This window comes from Kitasatospora sp. NPDC050543 (assembly GCF_044457565.1).
GTDB lineage: Bacteria > Actinomycetota > Actinomycetes > Streptomycetales > Streptomycetaceae > Kitasatospora.
This window is the reverse complement of sequence record NZ_JBITGZ010000057.1, coordinates 1-19,181: the sequence shown is the minus strand read 5'-3', so window position 1 is coordinate 19,181 and position 19,181 is coordinate 1. Positions and strand designations below refer to the sequence as shown.

The window sequence follows — 19,181 nt, the reverse complement described above, 5'->3', positions numbered from 1 at the left end:
TTCCGCACCCCCTCCCGTGCCTCGCGCAGCGCAGCTCTCGCGTGCCGCACTTCTTCTTCCGCCTCCCGCAGGGCCGTTAGGCGGTTCTTGTTCCCTTCCCGACTGGCTCCAGCTTCTACCTTGTGCTCGCACGGGCGACACATAGTCCGTGCCGCCCGTGCGGCTTTCCCGCAACGGACGCAGGCGCCGGACTTAGTCTTCTGGTGAGCCATCAGGAACCCCTCGGGAAGGTGTAGGCGCTGCGCTATGGCGTCCGGCAGGGCGGCGGGATCGACCAAGCCCGCGAGGAAGTCCCCGTCCAGATGGCCAGCGGACCATCGTCGATGGTCGGAAATCTACTGGGAGACGTCGACCAGCTGAAGTGCTCAGTCACACCGTGGAGGTCAGTTCAGGTCGAAGTCGTTGGGGTTGAAGTCGAAGTCGTCGGCTGAGAAGCCGCCGTGTCCGGCGCCGCCGTTGAAGTAGTCCGCGAGGGCCTGGCCGACAATCCGCCTCACCTCGTCCTCGTCCTCAGCAAGGGCCAGGGCGGCAGCCTGCTCCCCCGTCAGGTTCAGGTGGATGTCGCGGGCCCGCACGGCGTCCGAGCCGCGGATCTCGAAGCTGACGGCGCGGCCGACCCGCGCGCCGATCCCGGAGACCGTGCCGCGCTGGGCCAGCTGCTTGGCCTTGCGCTCCCGGCCCCGCTCCGTGGTCTGCACGTCGACCGCCTCACGCTGGAGCTGGTCAACGTGCTGCCGCTTGGTGGGGTGGCGGGTGCCGTCGATCCAGCGCAGCACGGTGCGCGGGGCGACGCCGTAGGCGGCCGCCATGGCCTTGGTGTTCCCGCCGTACTTGCGCTCGCGCACCTGGCCGGCCTGCGTGGTGGACTGCACCGGCGCCTTCCGGGAGGGGAACATGGCCTCGCGTACCCGGCCGAACAACCCGCCCGCCATCAGTTCCCGCCTTCCTCAACGTCGCTGCCGGTGCCGGCGGCCCCGCTGTCGGCACCCTGCTGCTGGCCGATCAGGGTGCCGTCGGTGGTGTAGTGGTGGACCAGCTTGGAGGGGTGCTCTTGGCGCTCCATCGCCTCGACCACTGCCGTCAGCGGGATCGAGGACTCGTGCTTGTGGCTGCCCGGGGCGATGCCCAGGCGCAGCGCGCCGGGGACCGGGGTGCCGTCGTCCTTGACCGGGAGCAGCTCCAGCGGGGTGGGCTGGTCGGTGGCGTACAGGTAGGAGTCGACGTTGACCGCGATCGGGGCGCGGCCGGTGAGGAGCAGGGTTTTGCGGAGGCGGCGGTGGGCGGCGATGCGGGCGGCGGCGATGATGTGGAAGCGCAGCGCGGGGTCGTAGGACCAGGCGGCGGCGATCTTCTCCAGCCAGGTCTGGTCGTCGAGGTGGCGGGCGGAGTCTGCCCACTTGCCGATCCCGCCCTTGTAGATGTTCTTGTAGGTGCCGGCGAGGACCAGGGCGTCGGCACGGGCCGGGTCGTTGCCGGTGTCCTTGTGGATGGCGTAGGCGGCGAGGAAGTCGGTCGGGCTCTGGCCGTCGGTCAGGCCCAGGGCGGCGTAGGTGCGTTTGTAGCCGCTGCGGATGCGGCTGGTCCATTCCTTGAGCAGCGGTGCGGTGTGGGCGGCCAGGTAGGCGGCGGTGATGGTGCCCGGGTCGAAGTTGTAGGTGGTGGCCATGTAGGCGACGGTGGGGGTGGCGTACCAGCCGGGGCCGGTGGGCGGCTGGCCGTGGAAGGTAGCCGGGTGCGGCAGCGGCTCGTCGATCTCGGTGGTGGTGAAGTCGCACCACCACAGGCCGGCGGTCTTGCCGCCGTCCCAGGCCGGGTGCTCCACGTACGCGTACGGGCCGATGGGCAGGCGCAGGGAGTCGGTGACCGAGAGGTAGGAGGCGCAGACGTCGACCGCGACCGCGAACCGCCGTCCGGCCTCGGCGTCGGTGAGCGGGCGGGCCCACCACTTGTAGTCCTCCTCCTCGCACACCGCCTCGCCGCGCGAGAGCAGCTCGCGGGTCAGCGGGTGGCGGGCCCCGGCGGCCGGCGGCACGCACAGGTCACCCGAGGGCAGGGCGCCCTCGCGCAGGTGCGAAGACCACTCCCCCGTCGTCTGGTCCCGGGTCCACTCCACGCGCGGGCGCACCGCGTCCAGGAGCAGCATCGCCGTGGAGGCGGTGGTCGCTCCGGGGGCGACGCCCAGGTCGGCGGTGAAGGCGCGGTAGCGGCGGGCCAGGGTGGGCCCGTCCCGGGTGCCGTCGGGGGCGGTGGCCAGCGGGGCGGCGAGGGCGCTGACAGCCTGCTGGCGGCCGTCGCCCTGGCCCAGCCACGGCGCGATGGTGACCCGCACCGAGGTCTTCGGGCCGCCGGCCGAACCGGCGCGGCGGAAGGCGTGGAAGCTCGGGCCGATCCGGTCGCTGATCTCCATGCCCACCGTGGCGGCGGCCTTCGCCAGCTTGGCCTGCAGCGCGGTCAGGGCCTTCTCGGTGCCGGGCAGGGCGGCGGGTAGGCCGAGCTGCTTGAGCGCGGCGGCGGTCAGGCAGACCATGCCGTCGCCGCCGCGCCCGGCCGGGTGGGCACGCTCGACGCGCAGCGGCAGCCCGGTGCCCAGCCACGCGAACCAGTCGCCCAGCTTGGTGCCGGCCGGAGCCGGGATCTGCGGGACGTCCAACGCCCAGCCGCCACCGTCGGCGACGTCCAGCGCGACCGCCGGCCACCACTTAGCGGCAGCCGGGGCAGCGGGCCGCGCCGCAGCCGGACGGGCAGCGGCGCGGGCCAGCGCCGGGCGCGGCCTGGCCGACGGTGCCGGGGAAGCGGTGGACGCGGGCCGGACCGGCGCCGAGGCAACAGGAGCAGCAGCTGCGGGCGTGACCGGGGCGGCGGCGACGGGCGACGGCGCCACCGGGGCGGTCGGATCCTGGTCCGCCGGAGCCAGCTGCTGGGTAAGGGCCACGGCGGCCTCGGGCGCCGGGGCGCCCGGGGTGTTGGCGGGGCGGCAGAACCCGCCCAGGTGCATCGGGCGGCCCTGGGCGCGGTAGACGGAGGGCTGACCGCACTGCACGCACGGCGCCGCCTGGTCCATCACCAGCGAGCCGTCCGGGTTCTGGTCGAGCAGCGGGACCACCAGGCCGTCGGCGGCCTCCTGATCGGGCGCCGGGGCGGGATGCGCCTGCGGCACAGTCGGGGCCGGTGCGGCGGGCTGCTCGGGCGCGGGGAAGCGCTCTGCCAGGCCCGCCAGCAGCCGTGCGTAGGCCGGGGCGATGTCCCGGCCCGGGACGGTGCTGCCGTCCTCCCAGCCCAACACCTGGGCCGGATCCACCCGCAGGACCGCGGCGATCTGCGCGGGCGTCAGACCGGCTGCCAGGCGCAGCCGCTGCCGCTCGGCCGGAGCGGGCAGGCCGGTACGAACGCCCGAGAGCAGGGCGTCGACCGAGTCGAAGAGCTCGTCGGACATCAGGCGCTCCTCAGCGTCCGTTGGGTCGGGTCGGGTCGATCCGCGGGTCGCCGAACAGGGCGTCGAAGACCCGGTCGGTGAGGCAGGCGACCGGGCCCTGCTCAGGGCGCAGTGTGTAGCCGGCGGTGCGTCCGAGGTCGGCCACCGCGATCGGCACCTGGCGGCGGTAGTAGAACTCGAGCTCCCGGCCGGTGAACCGGGTCGGTTCCACCACTGTCTGCGCGGGGTTGAACGGCAGAATAAACGAGGGCAGGCCGGCCACGTCCTCCTCGGCGGCTAGGTGCAGCACCCCGTCGTCGACGGTACGGAACGCCACGGCCAGGTCCACGCCGCCGGCACGGCGATCCCGCGGCAGCCCGTGGCCCTCCAGCACCCGTCCGAGCTGGGAAGCGGACATCGTAGCCGCCATGGCCAGCGCGCTCCGGTTCGTATAGGCGCCAGCGGCGTCCGCGCGGGACATCGCCAACTCCTTCACCACGGTCAGGTGTTGGGTGACTCGGCTGATGGAGGCGACGAGGGCCGTCAGGTCCTCGAAGGCGCAGGCCTGCGGCGGCTCCACCAACCGCTCACCGCGCAACGCCGCAAGCAGCGCGGCACCCAGATCGTCGGGAACCTCCACCCGCTCACCGCCGATACTGACCCTCACGAGACAACCCCCAAACAGTAGGACTCAACCAAATAGTAGAGATGTTCACCTTGAGAATCCAGGTCAGGGGGCGCACGGCGGTGCCCTGCGCCCCTCGGTGTGAGCCTGCAGAGGTGGGCGGGTTCTTCACCGCCTCCCACCCGGAGGCGTGCGGCGACCCGTGCGGGCGCCGTGAACGGGTACGCCTTCAGACCTTGGTGAGGACAGCGTTGTCGACGGCGGCCTGCCCGTGCTCAGCGACCGGCCGGCGGCTGAGCCTGCCGGCAGCCCCTGCTGCAGGAGAACAGGCAGGCTCGCGCCGCCGACCGGGCGCCTTGCGCGGCTGGCACGTCCTTGGAAGGCACCAGGGGCCGGTCCACCGGGAGATGCCGGAATATCGGGTGCCGGTCGGTGACCAGCTGACGGCGCGGCCCGGTCGCCGCGGTGGCTGGCCGGGGCCGCAACTACGGCGCACCGGAGTCAGGGCGCCGCCGCCCGCCGGTCGGCCGCCTGGGCCTCCGCGAACGTGGCGTACTCGGTCGAACGGTCGATCAGCGCCAGGTCCATGTCCCCGGCAGTGAACCGGCTGGTGAAGTAGCTGCCCTCGATGCTGCGCGGCGCGCGCCCGGCAACCGACAGCTGGCACGAACCGGTGTGCCGAGGACTGCGGTCCTGGTGCTCGGTGCGCGGGGTGTTCTCGTACAGGAACCTCACCTCCGCGATTCCCGAACCGTCCGTCTTCACAATGGTGGCGTTGTTCGAACGCGACATGCTCTCCGCCGTACGCAGAGTGGCGTGCAGCGTCCAGTAAGTCTGCTCGATGGTGAGGTAGGTGGTGATGGGGCCGCGGTTGCCGCCCGGCGGTATGTGGCTGGCGGCGGCGGGGGTGAGGACCGAGCGCCAGGTGCCGCCGATCCACGGGTGGCCGGTGAGGCGGTGGATGCCCCACCAGCGCCAGGCCCACTTGTCGAAGACCAGGGCGCCGTAACCGATCAGCGAGGGCAGGTAGGCGAACAGGTACTTCAGGCCCCGGGTGGGTGTGAGGCCCAGCAGCGGCAGGGCGACGGTGTAGGCGGTGGTGAGGAGGGAGGCCGTCGTGCGGACGGTGGTCGCGGGGCTCACCGGCCGTACCCTAGGTAGGTCCAGGCCTGCCCGATGAGCTCCCGGCCAGTGTCCACCGTCCACTTCTGCTGCGGGCCGAACAGCGGCTTGATCTCGTTCGGCTCCCACATCATCGCCGGCCGGCCGCCGAACTGGGTGTAGATCTCGGCGAGCGCTTCCCGTACCGCGTCGTCCAGGTCGCCGGTCTTGAGGATGGGGTCGGGCACGTTGTAGATCAGGCACTCGGAGAAGTACGACGGCACCGCCTCGATGAGCTCCAGGCGGCACAGCTCGTTCTCCACCGCCTTCAGCACCCGCACCACGAACTTGTACTGCCTGTTGGTGTTGTTGTTCTTCGCGATGCCGTTGGCCAGCTGCTGCGCGGGCCAGTTGACGATCCGCTTGCCGTCCCGGCAGTGCACGATGCTCCCGGAGTGGTACTGGGTCAGATCGCCGATGAGGTACTGCCGGTACTGGAAGCACGGGACCACGTCGACGTTCGGCCGGCTTCCGGGGACTGGCGGGACGTAGAAGGCGACGTTGTGGCTGTCGTCCACGCCGGAGCCGAAGGCGTTCACGAGCGCCTTGCCGACCTCCTGCCGCAGCAGCGCCGGGGTCCACCGCCCTCGGTAGGAACCGATCTCGGCCCGGGACCACACCGGAACATCGTCGCGGAACTCGTAGTAAATCTGGTCGTTCAGCTGCACCTTGATGTCGACGTCGCTGTCGAAGCGCACGTTGGTGTTGTTCGGGTAGGAGCCCTTCGCCTCGACCGTGATGTCGGAGCGTACGTCGCCGAACGGCTCATGCGCGGCGATGGCCTCCCTGACCATGCGTTCGGCCCGGTCCTGCCGCTTGGCCTCCGCGTCGGTCGAGGGTGCCTTCCACTTCCTGATCAGCTCAAGCCGACCGACAGTGGTGATGGGGGTAACCAAGGTGTGAGCTCCTGGAGTTGAAGGTCCGTCCAGCAGCACCGTACCGGCAGGGTCGGACAGTTCCGACGGCCGCGACTCGGACGGCGACCGCCTCGCCGACCTGGCCTCACAGCGCGTCCCGGCGGGGCCGGGACGCGTCCGGCGCCGAGGCCCGTAGCCGACCTCCTCCTCCCACCGAGCACCGCCTCACCGACGCGGTGACCGACCCCTACGCCCGGCTCAAGGCCGGGCAGGGGCGCGGCCCGTCATCGCGGGGGCGGACTTCGTTCGCCGGGACGCGAGTGCGGTGGGGGCCGCCAGCGCCGCGGGTGCGGCTCGCAGGACTTTGTCGTAGGTCTTCGCACCGAGGTCGGCGAACGTGAACGCAGTTGGGCAGGCGGGGCAGACGATCGACGTACCAGCACCGGCGGCCGCCGGCCCCGTATGGGCGGCACAGCAAGTGCAGCGGCCCGGCGCAGTCGGACAAGAGCGGGCCAACTGCTCCTGGTGGGTCCAGCCCGGTTCGGCGAACCCGCTACAGCAGCCCTTCGATCGGCAGGTCGCGCCCCCACCTGTCACGAACGAACTGTGGGGCCGTCAGGTCGCCTGCCTCAGTTTCCGTTTCGTGCACGGTGCTCACCGTCTCAGCCCGGTCCGGACCGCCATCGGAGGGACTCCTCCGCGGGTACCAGGCGACCGCGGGCGGCACTGGGGCGCTGGGGTCAGGTCCCCGGCGTCCTGCCGCCAGCGTCGCGGGCGTGAGTGCCCGCAGCCGTGCGGGCACGGCCGCCGCCCGGAAGCTCCCATCGAGGGACCGGATCCGGCCATGTTCGAGCCGCCGGGAGCGGAACACGGTGGGACAGTGTGAACCCCAGTGGACAACCATGGACAACCACGAACCTCCACGGACAACGGACGGGCCTGGCCGAACCCAAGCGCGCCGAAGGCGGCTGTCGTTTCGTCGGGGCGGGTCCGCGCCACACTTCCAGCATGCCGAGCTTTCATGACAGGAAGGCGATCGGTGACGCCCACGAACGACGCGTCACCCTGGAACTCAACCACCGCGGATGGGACGTCAGCCCCTGGGGCCAGGGGGTCATGGGCGAACCCGTACGCCTGGCCCTGCGCAGCACCGACAGCTTCCTGCGCTGGACCCCCGACCTCATCGCGGCCCGCGAGAAGCAGATCGTCATGATCGACTGCAAGAGCCGCATGACCAGCCGGACCAGCAGCAGACACGCTATCGAGAACGCCGCCGTCACCGCCCACCTCCAGCTCGTCGCCTGGACCCGGCTCCCGCTGTACTACGCCTTCGACAACCTCGACCTCCTCACCCCCGGTCACGCCCTCGGCTCGGGCACCCACGGCCCCCGGACCGCAGCCGGCTCCGGCGCGCCCTACCTCCTCGTCCCCACCGACCGGGCCCTGGCCTTCGACCGCGTCTTCGGCCCTCCCCGCCCCGCCTCACTCCCCGACGCGGCCTGAGCTCCATCCGCTACCCGCTGGCCGCCCGATCTTCCCCGTGCGGCCACGACCGGGCGGCTGATCTCCCGCCGCCGCGAGCGCCGGATCGGGTGTGGTCGTCAGACCACGCCTGCCGGGTTCCTCCGCGCCCCGCCTTCCTCACCCGATCGGACGACAGTTCCTTCCCGGCCCGACACGCCGCCGTGCGGCTCGTTGCCGCCGGGCAGCAGATGAACAACAGACCGACAAGGAGCCGATACAGCAAGGTAGTTAGCCCACGAGAGGCTGGACCTGGCATCCGTCAACGGGGTCCGGAAGATCAACCTCGCCCATCCGGTCATCGGCGTGTTCGGGCCGATCAGCGTCGGGAAGACGACGCTCGTCGACTCCCTCGTCTACCCACTCGGGTAGGCCGTCAACTGGCGGCAGCTCCCGAAAGACCGCCCGGCCTCCGTGACGGTCGTCCTGCAGATCGAGGGGATGCGCATCGCGCTCCGGCCGCGCCCTGGCCAGCCGCTCCCACCTGGTAGAGCTGGTCGACCTCCGCACCGACGAGGTCGACGAGGTCCTGGACGTGAAGCCGCACCCGACCAGCGGGCGGCGCACGGTCGGCGAACTGCTGGTCGAACTGATCGTCCCGGCACCGCTGTTCGCTCCGCCGGAAGAGGTGGCGACGGCAGGTGGGACGGACCGGTTGTCGTTCGAGCACCTGTATCCGCTGTGCTACCTGAGCCAAGACATGGCCAACGGCCGAGAGCAGGTCCGCGGGAGCGCGAACACCCCCGCCAGCTACAAGGCTGTCGTCGAGCTACTGCTGCATCTGACGGACCTGTACACGAGGGTCCTGACGCGCGGCTGAAGCTCCTTGGCGAAGCGGTGCGTTCCCTTCCTCCACGCCATCGAGCTGACCCGTGGGAACCCTCTGGTGCCGTGACGGCTCCGATCGGCCTGCCGGCGGCCACCGGATGACCGCCGGCAGGCCGCCGTGGGCGGAGCGCGTGCCCCGCTCTTCGGCGATGCGGGCCATTGACGTCCCGGCGCCGCGGGTCTGGTCAGATGCCGACCGGTGGCCGTCTCGCTCCGACGTGCCTCAACGCTCCCGGTAGGACAGGAGGAGAGGCTCGAAGGAGCTTTCAGCTGGCCTGAGGGCGCCAGCGCATGTCGAGGGCTTCGAGGGCGTCGAGTTGTTCGCGTGACAGGGCGCCGAGGTCCCGGCGCCTCTCGCCTATCCATCGGCCGAGCTGGAAGTCGGCGCCGTCCAAGGCGCACCGGTACCAGGGCGGCACGTCGAGGTGCTGGTACTCGCGCCGGAAGGCACGGGCGGCCCTCAGTCCTCGGGCGAAGGCCCACTCCGAGGCGCCGCGAGGACGGCGCAGCAGGAGGGCGAGGGGGTGGGTGAGGGGGAGTGCACCGAGGAGGTTGTGCCTGGTGTCACCGAGCTTGGCGAGATTGTCAATCTGGTCGTCGAGCCATCGGGTGAGCGGGTGGGCGGTCTGGGGATGCAGGGAGGGGAATGCGAGCTCGCCTTTGCGGGCAGCGGTGAGAGCGTGGGCGTAGGTCCGTTTCCAGGCGGGGGGCCACGGCTGGCTCCGCCAGGGGTCGATCTCGCCGAGGGCCCGCTGGTAGCAGCTGGGGAGGGTGCGGTTGCGTGCTTCTCTGCGGCGGTCAGCGAGCCAGCGGCCGAGGTCGAGGCCGCCGTGGCGTTCGTGTGCTGCTGGGGCCAGGTGTCCGTTGCGGCTCATGTAGTCGCGGGCGACCTGGAGTTTGCGTTCGATGCTGTGGGGAGGATGGTCCCACTGCATGCCGAGGGTGTCGAGGGCTTTGATCCGGTCCGGGAGCAGCATGGCGTTCAGTCGTAGTGAGCGTTGCTGGCCGAGCCACCAGCCCAGGTAGAAGCGGTCGGGACCGAGGTAGCGGCTGGGGACGTTGAGGTGTCCGTGTTCGCAGTGGAAGCGCTCGGCGCTGGCGAAGCCGTAGTCCCAGAGCTGATTGGGTGCGGGGGTGCCGCTGAGATCGAGGAACTGGAGAATCTCGTCGGCGCGTTCGGGGGCGGCAGCCAGTTCGGGTTGTGCGGATTCGCCCCAGCGGTGTGCTTCCAAGTGTTCCACACGGTGGAAGGTGTGCTCGTCGTAGAGGCTGAGGGCGATGAGGACCTCGTAGAGGAGGCGCCACGGTGTTCTCTTGGTGGCTTCTCCCATGTCGCCGCCGGGGGCGAGGTAGATGGGGATGACGATGGTGGAGACCTTTCCGTCACCCGGTGTCTGGCGCAGTGCCCGGCCAACGGCTTGGACGATGTCGACGGTACTGGTCTTGGGGTGGGCGAACAGCACGGAGTCGATGGCGGGGATGTCGACGCCCTCGCTGCAGCAGCGGCAGTTGGTGAGGACTGCGCGGTGCGGGGCCGTGGTGCCGTGCACGGTGTTGAGGGGTGTGGCGGCGAAGGCGGCGTATGCCTGGTGCTGTTCGAAGGGGGTCTGGCGGGAGTTGACGGTGCCGACGTGCAGCAAGGAGGGGTCGAAGTCCGGGCGGAGGGCTGCTGTGCCGGGGAACGTGTCGGCGAAGGTTTCTGCGGCGGCGATGGAGGGGTGGAAGGTGAGGGTGCGGCGCAGGTCGTAGCGCTGTTGGGCGAGGGTGAGGGCGAGTTGGGCCGCTGCTGTGCGCAGCGCTTCGGACGTCCAGGTGCTGGTGTCACGGCGCAGGGCGTGGAGCAGGTCTTCGTTGCGGATGGTGATGACGACGATGCGGTAGTCGGCGAGCAGTCCCTGGTTGATCAGTTCCGCGAGGGAGATGCTGTAGACGGTGGGTCCGTAGAGGCTGTGGTCGTCCATGGACGCGACGACCTGGTTACGCGGCATGCCGTGTTCGTCCCCGGCTCGCTGGTCGAAGACGCGCGGGGTGGCGGTCATGTAGAGGCGGTGGCGGGCGGGGAGCGCGTCGTTGTCGTGGACCTGCGCCCAGGCTTTGTCGAGGTTGCCGGTGGTGTGGTGCGCCTCGTCGACGACGATCACGTCCCAGCCGGGCAGGTGGAAGTCGGCGTGTGCCTGGGTGACTTTCTCGAGGGACTGGTAGGTGCAGAACACATTGAGCGGCCCGTCGGAGAAGACGGACAGGGCCGCAAGGTCCTCTGATTGGTCGGTCACGGTGAGGACGCCGGCCAAGGCCGGGTCAGCAGGCGCGTCCAGCGAGCAGATGCCGACGTACCGGCCCGGGCGTCCCTCGTGGTGCCATAGGGACGCGGTCTGTTCGAGCAGGCGCAAGGACGGTACGACCACGAGGGCGCGTCCGCGCGGGGCCGTCTCGTGGACCGTGTTCAGTGCGACGTGGGTCTTGCCGCTTCCGGTGGCCATGGTGATCGTGGCCCGGGATGCGCCCTCTTTGAAGACGGACACGCACGAGTCGACGGCTAGGTCCTGGTGGCCGCGCAGGGGGCTGCGCAGGGCCGTGTACATAGGGGTGGCCAAGGCTCCTCCCTGGTGGCTGCCGACCAGCCTCACGTTCGATCTTGGAGGGGGCGGTCGGTGGCAGGCGGAGCTCTGCGGATGGTTCATCCGAAGGGGTGACTGCTTGTTGACCGAGGACCGGCGCACTGGTGGGCTGCAGTGCCGGGCAGCAGGCCGGGAGGGTATGTGACGGGTGTGTCGGGGCTGAGGTTCGGCCCGCGGTGGCCGCTGCCCAACGGGGTGCGCCTGGTGGGCGGTGAGTCGACGGGCTCGTTCGTTGCGCGGCTGGCGCACGGCAACGGGCTGGGGCTGGCCGAGTTCCTCGGGCGGGTCGGCCAGGGGCAGGCTTCGGCCGATCCCGAGCGGGTCGAGAGGTATCCGCAGTTCACCGAGATGTATGTGAACGAGGCCGGGCTGCGGCACCTGGAGGTCCTGTCCGGCCTGTCGGCCGGCATGCTGCGGCGGGTGCTTCCGAGTCTGGCCGAGCGGTACGTGCTGCCGGGTGGCGGGGAGGCTCTGTGGCAGTGGCCGTGGGAGGCGGAGAACGGGTTCCTGGTCCGCAGGTGCACTCTGTGCGGGTACGCGCGCCGGGTCTGCGAGCCCGTGTGGCTGATGTCGGAGGACAACTGGCAGGTGTGCCTGCGGCATCTGCGGTGGACGGACGATTCTCGCTCGCAGGAACCGTCCTTCGTGGGCCTGAAGGTGCTGCCCGAGTGTGTCCGGGCACATCGGGGGCGGCTGCGGATGGTGCGGCGGTTCGGGGTGGCAGGCGGGCGGGTCTTCGCGGATGCCTCCCGGATCGTGCGGTGCTGGTGGACAGGTATGCCGGATGAGCCGCTGTGGGCGGAGCGGGCCTGGAGAGCCGGGCTAGGAGCCCGGACGGCCAGGGCCGTGCCGTTGGTGATCTATCCGGAGGCGGTGGCCTTGGCGTGGTCGATGCTGCGTTTCGAACAGGGTGGCCGGTTCGGCAGTGCCGACCGGACCCGCTGGCTGGCGGACACGGAGTGCCTGATGGCGGGGGCGGGGCTGGACTGCACGGTAGGCAGGGACGAGCTCCTGCGATGGCTCGAGGGCTGCGGCAGGGACGTACCCGGGCGCCTGCGGGGCCGGTGAAGGCCCGCCGCGGAAAAGCGGCGGAGGAGCACACGACCATCGTCGTCCGGCTGGTTGAGCTGCGGATGCGGACCCGACGGTGCCGGTCGGTGTGGCTGCTGCCCTCCTGTTCGGCGGGCTTCTGCGGGAGATGGGATCACGGGTGCCGAGCCGGAGCCTCGGAACGGTGGGGCGAAGGGTTCCGCGTTACGGGAGGCGCTGGGACGTGCAGGGACGGTACGGCACCATGTGCACTCGTTCGTTCGGGTGAATCCGATCGCGGCTCTCCCCAACGGCGTCCGGGCGGTCTCCAAGCTGGTGGCGGTTGGGCAGACGGGAGGAGTGCGATGCGGGACATCGTCGGGTGGCATCTCGATGAGCATGGTGAGCTGACGTCGTCGCGGGCGGCCGACTTGGCGGGCGTGGCGCTCGAGGAGCGTCAGCCGCCGACGGATCCCGTCGCCTATCACGACCGCCAGGGCATCATCACCGCGTGGCCGTCGTCGTCACGGTCGAGGGTGGTGTGCGGGTCGCTGCGACGGCTGCGGGTGGCGGTGGAGCTGGACTTCACCGCAGGTATCGGGCAGTTCAGCGGTGAGCCTGTCGAACTGCACTGGCTGCAGGGCGGTGAACGGCACCGGTGGCGGCCGGACTTCATCGCCCGGACACGCGACGGTTCCCGCTGCGCGGTGGTCGTCCCGCCCGAGCGCCGGTCGGGACCGCAGTGGCAGGAACGCCTGGCGGCGCTTCACGAGGTCGCGCAAGCGGCCGACTGGACGGTACGCCTGTGGCCGGTGCCGCGCGGAACGCGGCTGGCGAACCTCATGTGGCTCTCGGACTACCGCTTCCCTGCCCAACGCGAGCGAGAGCGGGAGCGGGCTGTCCTGGACGCCTTCCGCCGCCGACGGCCCCTGTACGAAGGCATAGCTGCGTGTGGGGTGCCGCAACTGGTGGCCCTGGACCTCGCCTATCGCCTGATGTGGCAGCAGCGTCTGCGATTCGACTGGACACGGCCCTTGCTGGCCGACGCCCTGGTCTGGGCCTGAGAGGAGCGTCGTGACCGGAAGAGGACTGCCAGGGCGATTCGAGAGCGACCGGGTCCGGCTCGGCGACCATGTCCGTTGGCGGGGCGAGGAGTTCCGTGTGGACGCCTTCGCCGGACCGAACATCACCCTTTCACCGGCGGCGGGGACCGGGGCAGGTCCGCTGGTCGTTGCCCTGTACACAGCGGTGGTCGGCGCCGCGGACTTCGCCGTCCTGGACACAGCAGGCCGGCCTGTCGAGCGCACCGGCCTGCCGCCCCTGGGAACGCTGCTGCTGGGGGTGAGCAAGGAGGACCGCAAGCAGGCCCTGAGGTGGCACCGGCACATCAAGGAGATCGACACCGGGATCCGTCCCGGCCGCCTGCTCCCCCGTCCCGGCTACGACCCGGACACCACCACGGTGGCGCAGCGCTGCAAGGCCAAGGCCGCCGAACTGGAGGACCTGGATGACATCCCCGTCAGCTGGCGGACCCTGGACGACAAGCGTCGTAAGTGGAAGGCCGCGGGCGAGAACCCGCTGGTGCTCATCGTCGACGGGCGCAAGGGCCGGGCACCTCGGCCCGGAGGGGACACCGACCCCCGCCTGATCGAAGCCATGCACGAGGTGACGCGGAAGCTGGCGCGGGAGTCCGGCGGGCGGATCAACCGGGCGCTGTACCTGGTCCAGGAACTGGTGCAGCGGCGGTACGCCAAGCAGCTCCGGGACCCGGCGGAGGCCGAGCGTCTGCTGCTCCCGCCGTCCACGTTCTACAAGCGGATGGCCGAACTCGGACTGTCCGACGTCCTGCGGCAGACGACCCGGCAGCGCTCGTCCCGGGCCAGCAAGCCGAACAAGCCTTTCACCCCTTCGCACGCGCTGAAGCCGGGCGAACTGACCCAGATGGACACCACTCCACTGCGGATCAAGGCCCTGGGTGAGGACGCGGAAGTGGTCTCGGCCGAACTGACCTCTCTGATCGACGTCGCCTCCCGCAGCGTGGCCGCGCTGATGATCGTTCCGGCGGTCACCGGAGACGGCCCGGTCGGCCAGCGGACCGGCGGCCGCGCGACCCGGGCCTTCGACCTCGTCCTCACACTCGCGCAGTGCTTCGCTCCCCTGCCGACCCGGCCCGGCTGGGATCCGCTGACCGCCGCATCGGCGTCCGCGCTTCCGTTCGGTGAACTGCGCGCCGTAGACCCACGCTTCACCGAAGCGACCGCGGCCCGGCCCGTCATCCAGCCGTCCACGATCATCCTCGACCAGGGCAGCCCGTACCTGAGTCAGCATTTCGAGGACGTGTGCGCCTTCCTCGGCATCGCCATCCGGTACGCACGCAAGGGCCGGCCCACAGACAAGCCCATCGGCGAGCGGTTCTTCTCCACTCTCGCCGACTCCTTCAGCCAGTACGTGGCCGGCTGGACCGGCCGCAGCCATCAGGTGCGCGGGCGCGGTATCGAACGCGGTCCCCTGTGGACCATCAACGAACTCCAGCAGATGGCCGACGAGTGGGTGGCGCTCGAGTACCAGCAGTTGCCGCACGAGGGGCTGTCCCACCCCGCGCTGCCCGGACTGGAGTTGTCGCCGAACGAGATGTACGCGGCTCTGGTCTCCCGTTCTGGGTACCGGCCCCGGCCGCTAACGCCCGAGGACAGTCGCAAGCTGCTGGTGCCGGCGTGGGTGACGGTCAACGACAAGGGCTTCGAGGTCGGCAACCGCCCCTACCAGAGCGCAACGGGTGAGCTGAGGCTGCTGCAAGGCCTGGACTCCGGGCTACCGGGCAGCGGCGGCAGGTGGGAGGTCCGCTACAACCCCTACCGGCCCGAGGTCGTCTGGCTGTACGACCACCGCGGCGACGGCCGGTGGATCAAGGCGGAGTTCGTTTACCGGCACCTGCTGAGCGATCCGTGGACCGTCGACCACTGGGACACGGCCACCGCCCAGGTCCTGGCGGACGGCGGCCGAAAGGACCACCACGCCGCGATCGCACTGGCGATGAAGGAACGGCGACGCCGCACCCGCACCGCTCCCCCGCGCCGCAGCCGCACCGACGCCCTGCCGCCCTTCCAAGGGCCCGCGCTGGGCGTCGAGGCGGTCGTCGAGGACCGCTATGCCGGGATCGGCGAGATCGACCTCGACGCGATCGTCCCCCCGCCCGCCCGCGTCCTGCCCACCGCCGGCCCCCTGCCCGCGCAGTGCCCCTCGCCCGCCGCCCCCGCTCTCGCCAGCCTGTTCGGCGACGACGCCGAGGACGAAAGCGAGGACAAGTACGGGGATCCGGAGCAGGAGCGGCGGGCCGCGCTCCTCAGTGGGGACCCCTCCACCACCCTCTTCGAAGGAGAGCTGTGAAAGCATCGGCCGCGCTCAGGGACAAACGGCGCGAACGCGCGCTGCAGCGGGCGCTCAGCGCGCCGATGCGCCCCGAATGGCTCCACACCCTCCCCGGGTGGAACCACTACTCCCACGAGAACCTCGTGATCCCCTCCCTCGCCGACCACCCCGCGCTGGAGGGGGAGAAGGAGCGCAGGAAGGACCCCCGCCTGGGGTTCCTCGGGCACCTGATGATGGTGGAGAGCGCCGCCGCCCACGCGTGCATGGACGACGTGCTCGATGCGGTCCTGGTCAACAGCCGCCGCCGTGAGGGCCTGAGCGACTGGGTCATCGACGGCCTCTCCGGTACCGGCAAGAGCGTGCTGCTGCGCGCCATCGGACGCGCCGTGCAGCTCGAGATCGAGGAGCACTCCACCTTCAAGGGAGCCGAGATCCCCGTCGTGCACATCATGGCGCCCGCGGACACCGATAACAAGATCAACTGGATCTGGGAGATCGCCTGCTTCCTCGGGCTCAACCCCGAGCCCACCAGCGAGGACGAACTCATGCGCTGGCGCAGCTACCCAGATCTGTCCGTGCCGGTCAACTACGTCCTGGAGACCGCGCTGACCCGGCTGCTGCTCGTCGACGACATCCAACGCGTCACCCCGGCCCAACTCGCCCCTGTCCTACACTACTTCGACTACCTGCGCAACCGGCTCGGCATCACCACCATCTTCTGCGGCACCGGCGCCAGCAGCATCGTCCACGAAGCACGCGCCATCGCCGACCGCCACACCATCGTGCTGCGCCAGCGCGCCGAACGCCTCGCCCGGGCCCGGGCCAAGGACCCGGCCCACCCCGGCTACACCGCGGCCGACGAGAAGGACGAACTCGCCTACGGCCGGTTGCCCGTCACCTGGCTCGACCCGATCCCCTTCGACCGCCACGACAAGACCTCCTGGCCCGCCGTCCTCGCCGGGTACGAGAAGCACCTGTGCCTGCACAAGCTCGACGAGAAGGCCCTGACCACACACAGCGAGTACCTCCACCGACGCACCGGCGGCTACTTCCGCGACCTGTCCCAGCTCATCAGCCAAGCCGCCACCCGCGCCATCCTCACCGGCACCGAGAACATCACCATGACCGAACTCGACACCATCACCACCAGCCGAGACCACTGAACGCAGGAAGTCGCCGTCCCGTCCGGCTCGTGCCCGAACCGAGCGGCCGCCGCTGCCACCAGCTCCGCGCGGCGCTGATCATGGCGGCGTATCGGATACGGCCGGGTGCTGAGGCGGGGACACAGGATGTGCTCGGCACACCCTGTGTCCCCGCGCTGTGATGCGCTGAACAGTCGCCATGCCCGCTGATGGGCAGCCCCCGGAGACGTTTTCCTCGATTGTGGACCCGTCGGAGCAGTTCTGCGTGACTGGAGGCATCCGTGTCCGAAGTGAGCATCGAGGCGGTGGCGGGGATGGACTCCCTGGCGGGGGGAATGCTCAAAGACAGAATTTCTGAGATGTTCGTGGAGTTGCAGCGCGCCGACGGGAAGGCGGCAGCCCTGTGCGCGGTCACCGGTGGTTTGCTGGCTGCGGCAGGCGCCTCGATGTCGGTGCTGGCCGATGGGTCGCGCCCGATGGTCGCACTCCTGTTGTTCTCGTCCGCTCTCCTCGTATCAGCGCTGGTGGCAGCTCTATATGCCATTCGCCCTGTGCTGCCCGCCAGCCGTGCATTGGCAGGGCTGGAAGGAGTCTGCGCTGGGCTCGGGACAGATGATGCGCTGGCGGCGTTGCAGGCATTGAGCAAGATGGATCATGTGCGGATTGAGGCTTGCCGACTGTCGCTGCTTGCTGGTCTTGCCGACAGAAAGTTCCGAGCGATCAAGGTTTCAGTGGATCTGATCGTGACAGCAACGCTGGTGGCCGGAATTGGCCTGTTGATTATCACCGTGGCTTGTTGAGAGCATCCTCTGCGATAGCCGCCGCATTCCAGGGGGGATATGTACCAGCCTCATGAAACTGTCATCGGCGAACAGCTGTGGTCGAAATTGCGCAAACTTGCTCCCGAGCGCCTGCGCCCAGCGAGAAGCATGCTGCTTCGCCAGGGTGACCCCGGAACGCAGGTGATCTTGCTGGCCTCCGGATCGACTTTGGTCACGCTGGCAGGAGCGCATGGCCAGCGCACCCTGCTGGCTGTGCGCGGCGCCGGAGAGCTGCTGGGCGAGCTGGCGGTCCTAGATGCGCAGCCACGCTCGGCATCGGTGATAGCCGCCGAGCCATGCCGTGTGCACATCATTCCGGCGCCCGATTTTCTCGCATTCGTCCAGCGATATGACCTCCTGGCTTCGCTGCTGCGGCACGCCATTGCCCGCGTCCGGGAAGCGGAGACGGTTCGGCTCGAGATGGCAACTGCGCCCGTGCCTGTGCGGCTTGCAGCGGCACTGAGTCGATTGGTCCAGGCTGCCTCCCAGGTAGGTTCCCAGCACGTGGTGCGGCTGACCCAGACTGAGCTGTCACAACTCATCGGTGCCTCGCGCAACGGTGTGGGCTCCGCGCTCAAGCCCTGGCGGGAGCAGGGGTGGCTCGACACCGAGGCCGGCGGCGGACTGGTCATCCACGACATGGCAGCAATCCAGGTGCACGCCGAGGAACAGAAGTGATACAGCGCACCGTGGTGGTGCCCAGTACTGGGCACCACCACGAAAACGGCGCGGGCAGCATGGGCACCTGCCTTCGCCCGTACTGCTGAAAGGGTCACAGAGCCTTGAACACAGCCGATGTGCCAGAAGGATTCGACGTACCGCCGGAGCATGCCCTCCTGGTCGTCGATATGAAGGGCTACAGCCAACTCCCCGAAGCGAGGATGGCTGCGGTCCGGTCCGACCTCGACGGCATTCTGGAGACGGCATTCGCACAGAGCGGGCTGCCTGACCCGCACTCGCTGGGTAGCGCGTACAAGGACACCGGGCGACGGTGCCATCATCGTGCTCCCCGCCGGGCACAGCGCACGGCTCGTCGACCCGCTGCTGGGGTTTCTGGGCGCTGCCCTCGAGCGCTATGACGGGATCCGTCTGGCCAGCGCGCCGCCCATTAGGTTGCGGGCGAGCGTGCATGTCGGCCCGCTAACGCTGCCTGACCACCGCGGTGACGCCATCAACGAGGCATGTCGGCTCGTCAGCAGTGATGCGGTCCGCCAGGCCATGACCGCGGCCGCCGCCAACGGACTCTTCCTCGCCGCCGTCCTTTCGGACACGGTGTTCCGCCGCTCCATCCACGCAGAGCGGACACAGAGCCTCAAGCGGCGCCAGCTTCTCAAGGCAACAGCCCGAGTCGACGGCAAACCCGACTTCGAGGAAACCTGCTGGCTCGTTGTCCCCGGCATGGGAGCAGAGGTGGTCGGCGCGTACATCGTCGATCAGAGCAAGGAGTTGACAGCACAGCCGCAGACCCCTGACTCGCAGTCAGGGGTGGCAATGCAGTCTGACGGGCCCCCAGCCAGTGTGAAGCAGAAGGGCAAAGCCACTGGTAAGGCACGACTGGTGCAGGTCGGCGGCAACTACATCACCGGCGGGGAGGAGTCATGACGGTGCCCGATGACATCCCGGCGGGACCAGTTCAGCAGGCCAAGGCCTCTGATCGTGCTCGTGTCACACAGGTCGGTGGCAACTACGCCGAACATCACCATTGTCAATCCCCTGGTTTCGTAGAGGCCTTCCTATGCAGCCAGTCCCTCGTTCAGGCGACCGGCTCGTGCCTCGCTGATGATCCGTTCGAACTCCG

The 19,181-nt window shown here is 69.9% G+C and carries 16 protein-coding genes; 10 read left to right on the top strand and 6 right to left on the bottom strand.

The genetic code is table 11. The features are described 5' to 3' along the window. Nucleotides 1–383 precede the first annotated feature (383 nt). The 5 genes from ACIBH3_RS34455 to ACIBH3_RS34435 all read right to left on the bottom strand — a co-directional run bounded on the left by ACIBH3_RS34455 (nt 384) and on the right by ACIBH3_RS34435 (nt 6,094). The gene (locus tag ACIBH3_RS34455; RefSeq protein WP_396316068.1) at nt 384–932 is read right to left on the bottom strand and encodes a hypothetical protein; all 549 of its coding nucleotides are present in this window, start codon (nt 930–932) and stop codon (nt 384–386) included. After that, nucleotides 932–3,433 carry a hypothetical protein gene (locus tag ACIBH3_RS34450; protein ID WP_396316067.1) on the bottom strand — a complete coding sequence of 834 codons (2,502 nt, stop codon included), beginning with the start codon at nt 3,431–3,433 and terminating at the stop codon, nt 932–934. The genes ACIBH3_RS34455 and ACIBH3_RS34450 overlap by 1 nt, the downstream gene beginning before the upstream one ends. Before the next feature lie 10 nt (nt 3,434–3,443). Continuing rightward, nucleotides 3,444–4,079 (bottom strand): hypothetical protein, encoded by a 636-nt coding sequence (locus tag ACIBH3_RS34445; RefSeq protein ID WP_396316066.1) that lies wholly within the window; start codon nt 4,077–4,079, stop codon nt 3,444–3,446. A 459-nt stretch (nt 4,080–4,538) separates the two neighbouring features. After that, nucleotides 4,539–5,180, bottom strand: a complete 642-nt coding sequence (locus ACIBH3_RS34440; RefSeq protein WP_396316065.1) for a hypothetical protein — start codon at nt 5,178–5,180, stop codon at nt 4,539–4,541. Continuing rightward, entirely contained in the window at nt 5,177–6,094 is a 918-nt protein-coding gene (locus ACIBH3_RS34435) for a hypothetical protein (protein WP_396316064.1), read from the bottom strand. The genes ACIBH3_RS34440 and ACIBH3_RS34435 overlap by 4 nt, the downstream gene beginning before the upstream one ends. A gap of 969 nt (nt 6,095–7,063) precedes the next feature. Here ACIBH3_RS34435 and ACIBH3_RS34430 point away from each other — a divergent pair. Next, nucleotides 7,064–7,558 carry a hypothetical protein gene (locus ACIBH3_RS34430; protein ID WP_396316063.1) on the top strand — a complete coding sequence of 165 codons (495 nt, stop codon included), beginning with the start codon at nt 7,064–7,066 and terminating at the stop codon, nt 7,556–7,558. 553 nt (nt 7,559–8,111) lie between these two features. After that, a complete protein-coding gene (locus ACIBH3_RS34425) occupies nt 8,112–8,396 on the top strand; it encodes a hypothetical protein (protein ID WP_396316062.1) in 285 nt (94 codons plus the stop codon). 274 nt (nt 8,397–8,670) lie between these two features. Here ACIBH3_RS34425 and ACIBH3_RS34420 read toward each other — a convergent pair whose 3' ends face one another. Continuing rightward, the gene (locus tag ACIBH3_RS34420) at nt 8,671–10,998 is read right to left on the bottom strand and encodes a Helicase associated domain protein (protein ID WP_396316061.1); all 2,328 of its coding nucleotides are present in this window, start codon (nt 10,996–10,998) and stop codon (nt 8,671–8,673) included. A 165-nt stretch (nt 10,999–11,163) separates the two neighbouring features. Between ACIBH3_RS34420 and ACIBH3_RS34415 the strand changes: the two genes are divergently transcribed. From ACIBH3_RS34415 to ACIBH3_RS34380, 8 genes are all read left to right on the top strand, one after another. Next, the gene (locus tag ACIBH3_RS34415; RefSeq protein WP_396316060.1) at nt 11,164–12,090 is read left to right on the top strand and encodes a TniQ family protein; all 927 of its coding nucleotides are present in this window, start codon (nt 11,164–11,166) and stop codon (nt 12,088–12,090) included. Between the two features lie 326 nt (nt 12,091–12,416). Then, nucleotides 12,417–13,115 carry a hypothetical protein gene (locus tag ACIBH3_RS34410; RefSeq protein WP_396316059.1) on the top strand — a complete coding sequence of 233 codons (699 nt, stop codon included), beginning with the start codon at nt 12,417–12,419 and terminating at the stop codon, nt 13,113–13,115. 10 nt (nt 13,116–13,125) lie between these two features. Further along, the gene (locus ACIBH3_RS34405) at nt 13,126–15,438 is read left to right on the top strand and encodes a transposase (RefSeq protein WP_396316058.1); all 2,313 of its coding nucleotides are present in this window, start codon (nt 13,126–13,128) and stop codon (nt 15,436–15,438) included. Then, nucleotides 15,435–16,583, top strand: coding sequence for an ATP-binding protein (locus ACIBH3_RS34400; RefSeq protein WP_396316057.1), 1,149 nt, complete (start codon nt 15,435–15,437; stop codon nt 16,581–16,583). The genes ACIBH3_RS34405 and ACIBH3_RS34400 overlap by 4 nt, the downstream gene beginning before the upstream one ends. Before the next feature lie 260 nt (nt 16,584–16,843). After that, nucleotides 16,844–17,362: a hypothetical protein gene (locus ACIBH3_RS34395; RefSeq protein ID WP_396316056.1), complete on the top strand. Its 519-nt coding sequence runs from the start codon at nt 16,844–16,846 to the stop codon at nt 17,360–17,362. A gap of 39 nt (nt 17,363–17,401) precedes the next feature. Then, nucleotides 17,402–18,061, top strand: a complete 660-nt coding sequence (locus ACIBH3_RS34390) for a Crp/Fnr family transcriptional regulator (RefSeq protein ID WP_396316055.1) — start codon at nt 17,402–17,404, stop codon at nt 18,059–18,061. A gap of 324 nt (nt 18,062–18,385) precedes the next feature. Continuing rightward, nucleotides 18,386–18,985, top strand: coding sequence for a hypothetical protein (locus ACIBH3_RS34385; RefSeq protein ID WP_396316054.1), 600 nt, complete (start codon nt 18,386–18,388; stop codon nt 18,983–18,985). 2 nt (nt 18,986–18,987) lie between these two features. Beyond that, a partial coding sequence (locus ACIBH3_RS34380; protein ID WP_396316053.1) for a hypothetical protein occupies nt 18,988–19,181 on the top strand: 194 nt, incomplete at its 3' end.

Excerpts from the sequence above, each read along its gene's own strand:
- ACIBH3_RS34390 (WP_396316055.1), top strand. The coding sequence starts at position 17,402 with ATGTACCAGCCTCATGAAACTGTCATCGGCGAACAGCTGTGGTCGAAA.
- ACIBH3_RS34455 (WP_396316068.1), bottom strand. The coding sequence starts at position 932 with ATGGCGGGCGGGTTGTTCGGCCGGGTACGCGAGGCCATGTTCCCCTCC.
- ACIBH3_RS34410 (WP_396316059.1), top strand. The coding sequence starts at position 12,417 with ATGCGGGACATCGTCGGGTGGCATCTCGATGAGCATGGTGAGCTGACG.
- ACIBH3_RS34430 (WP_396316063.1), top strand. The coding sequence starts at position 7,064 with ATGCCGAGCTTTCATGACAGGAAGGCGATCGGTGACGCCCACGAACGA.
- ACIBH3_RS34450 (WP_396316067.1), bottom strand. The coding sequence starts at position 3,433 with ATGTCCGACGAGCTCTTCGACTCGGTCGACGCCCTGCTCTCGGGCGTT.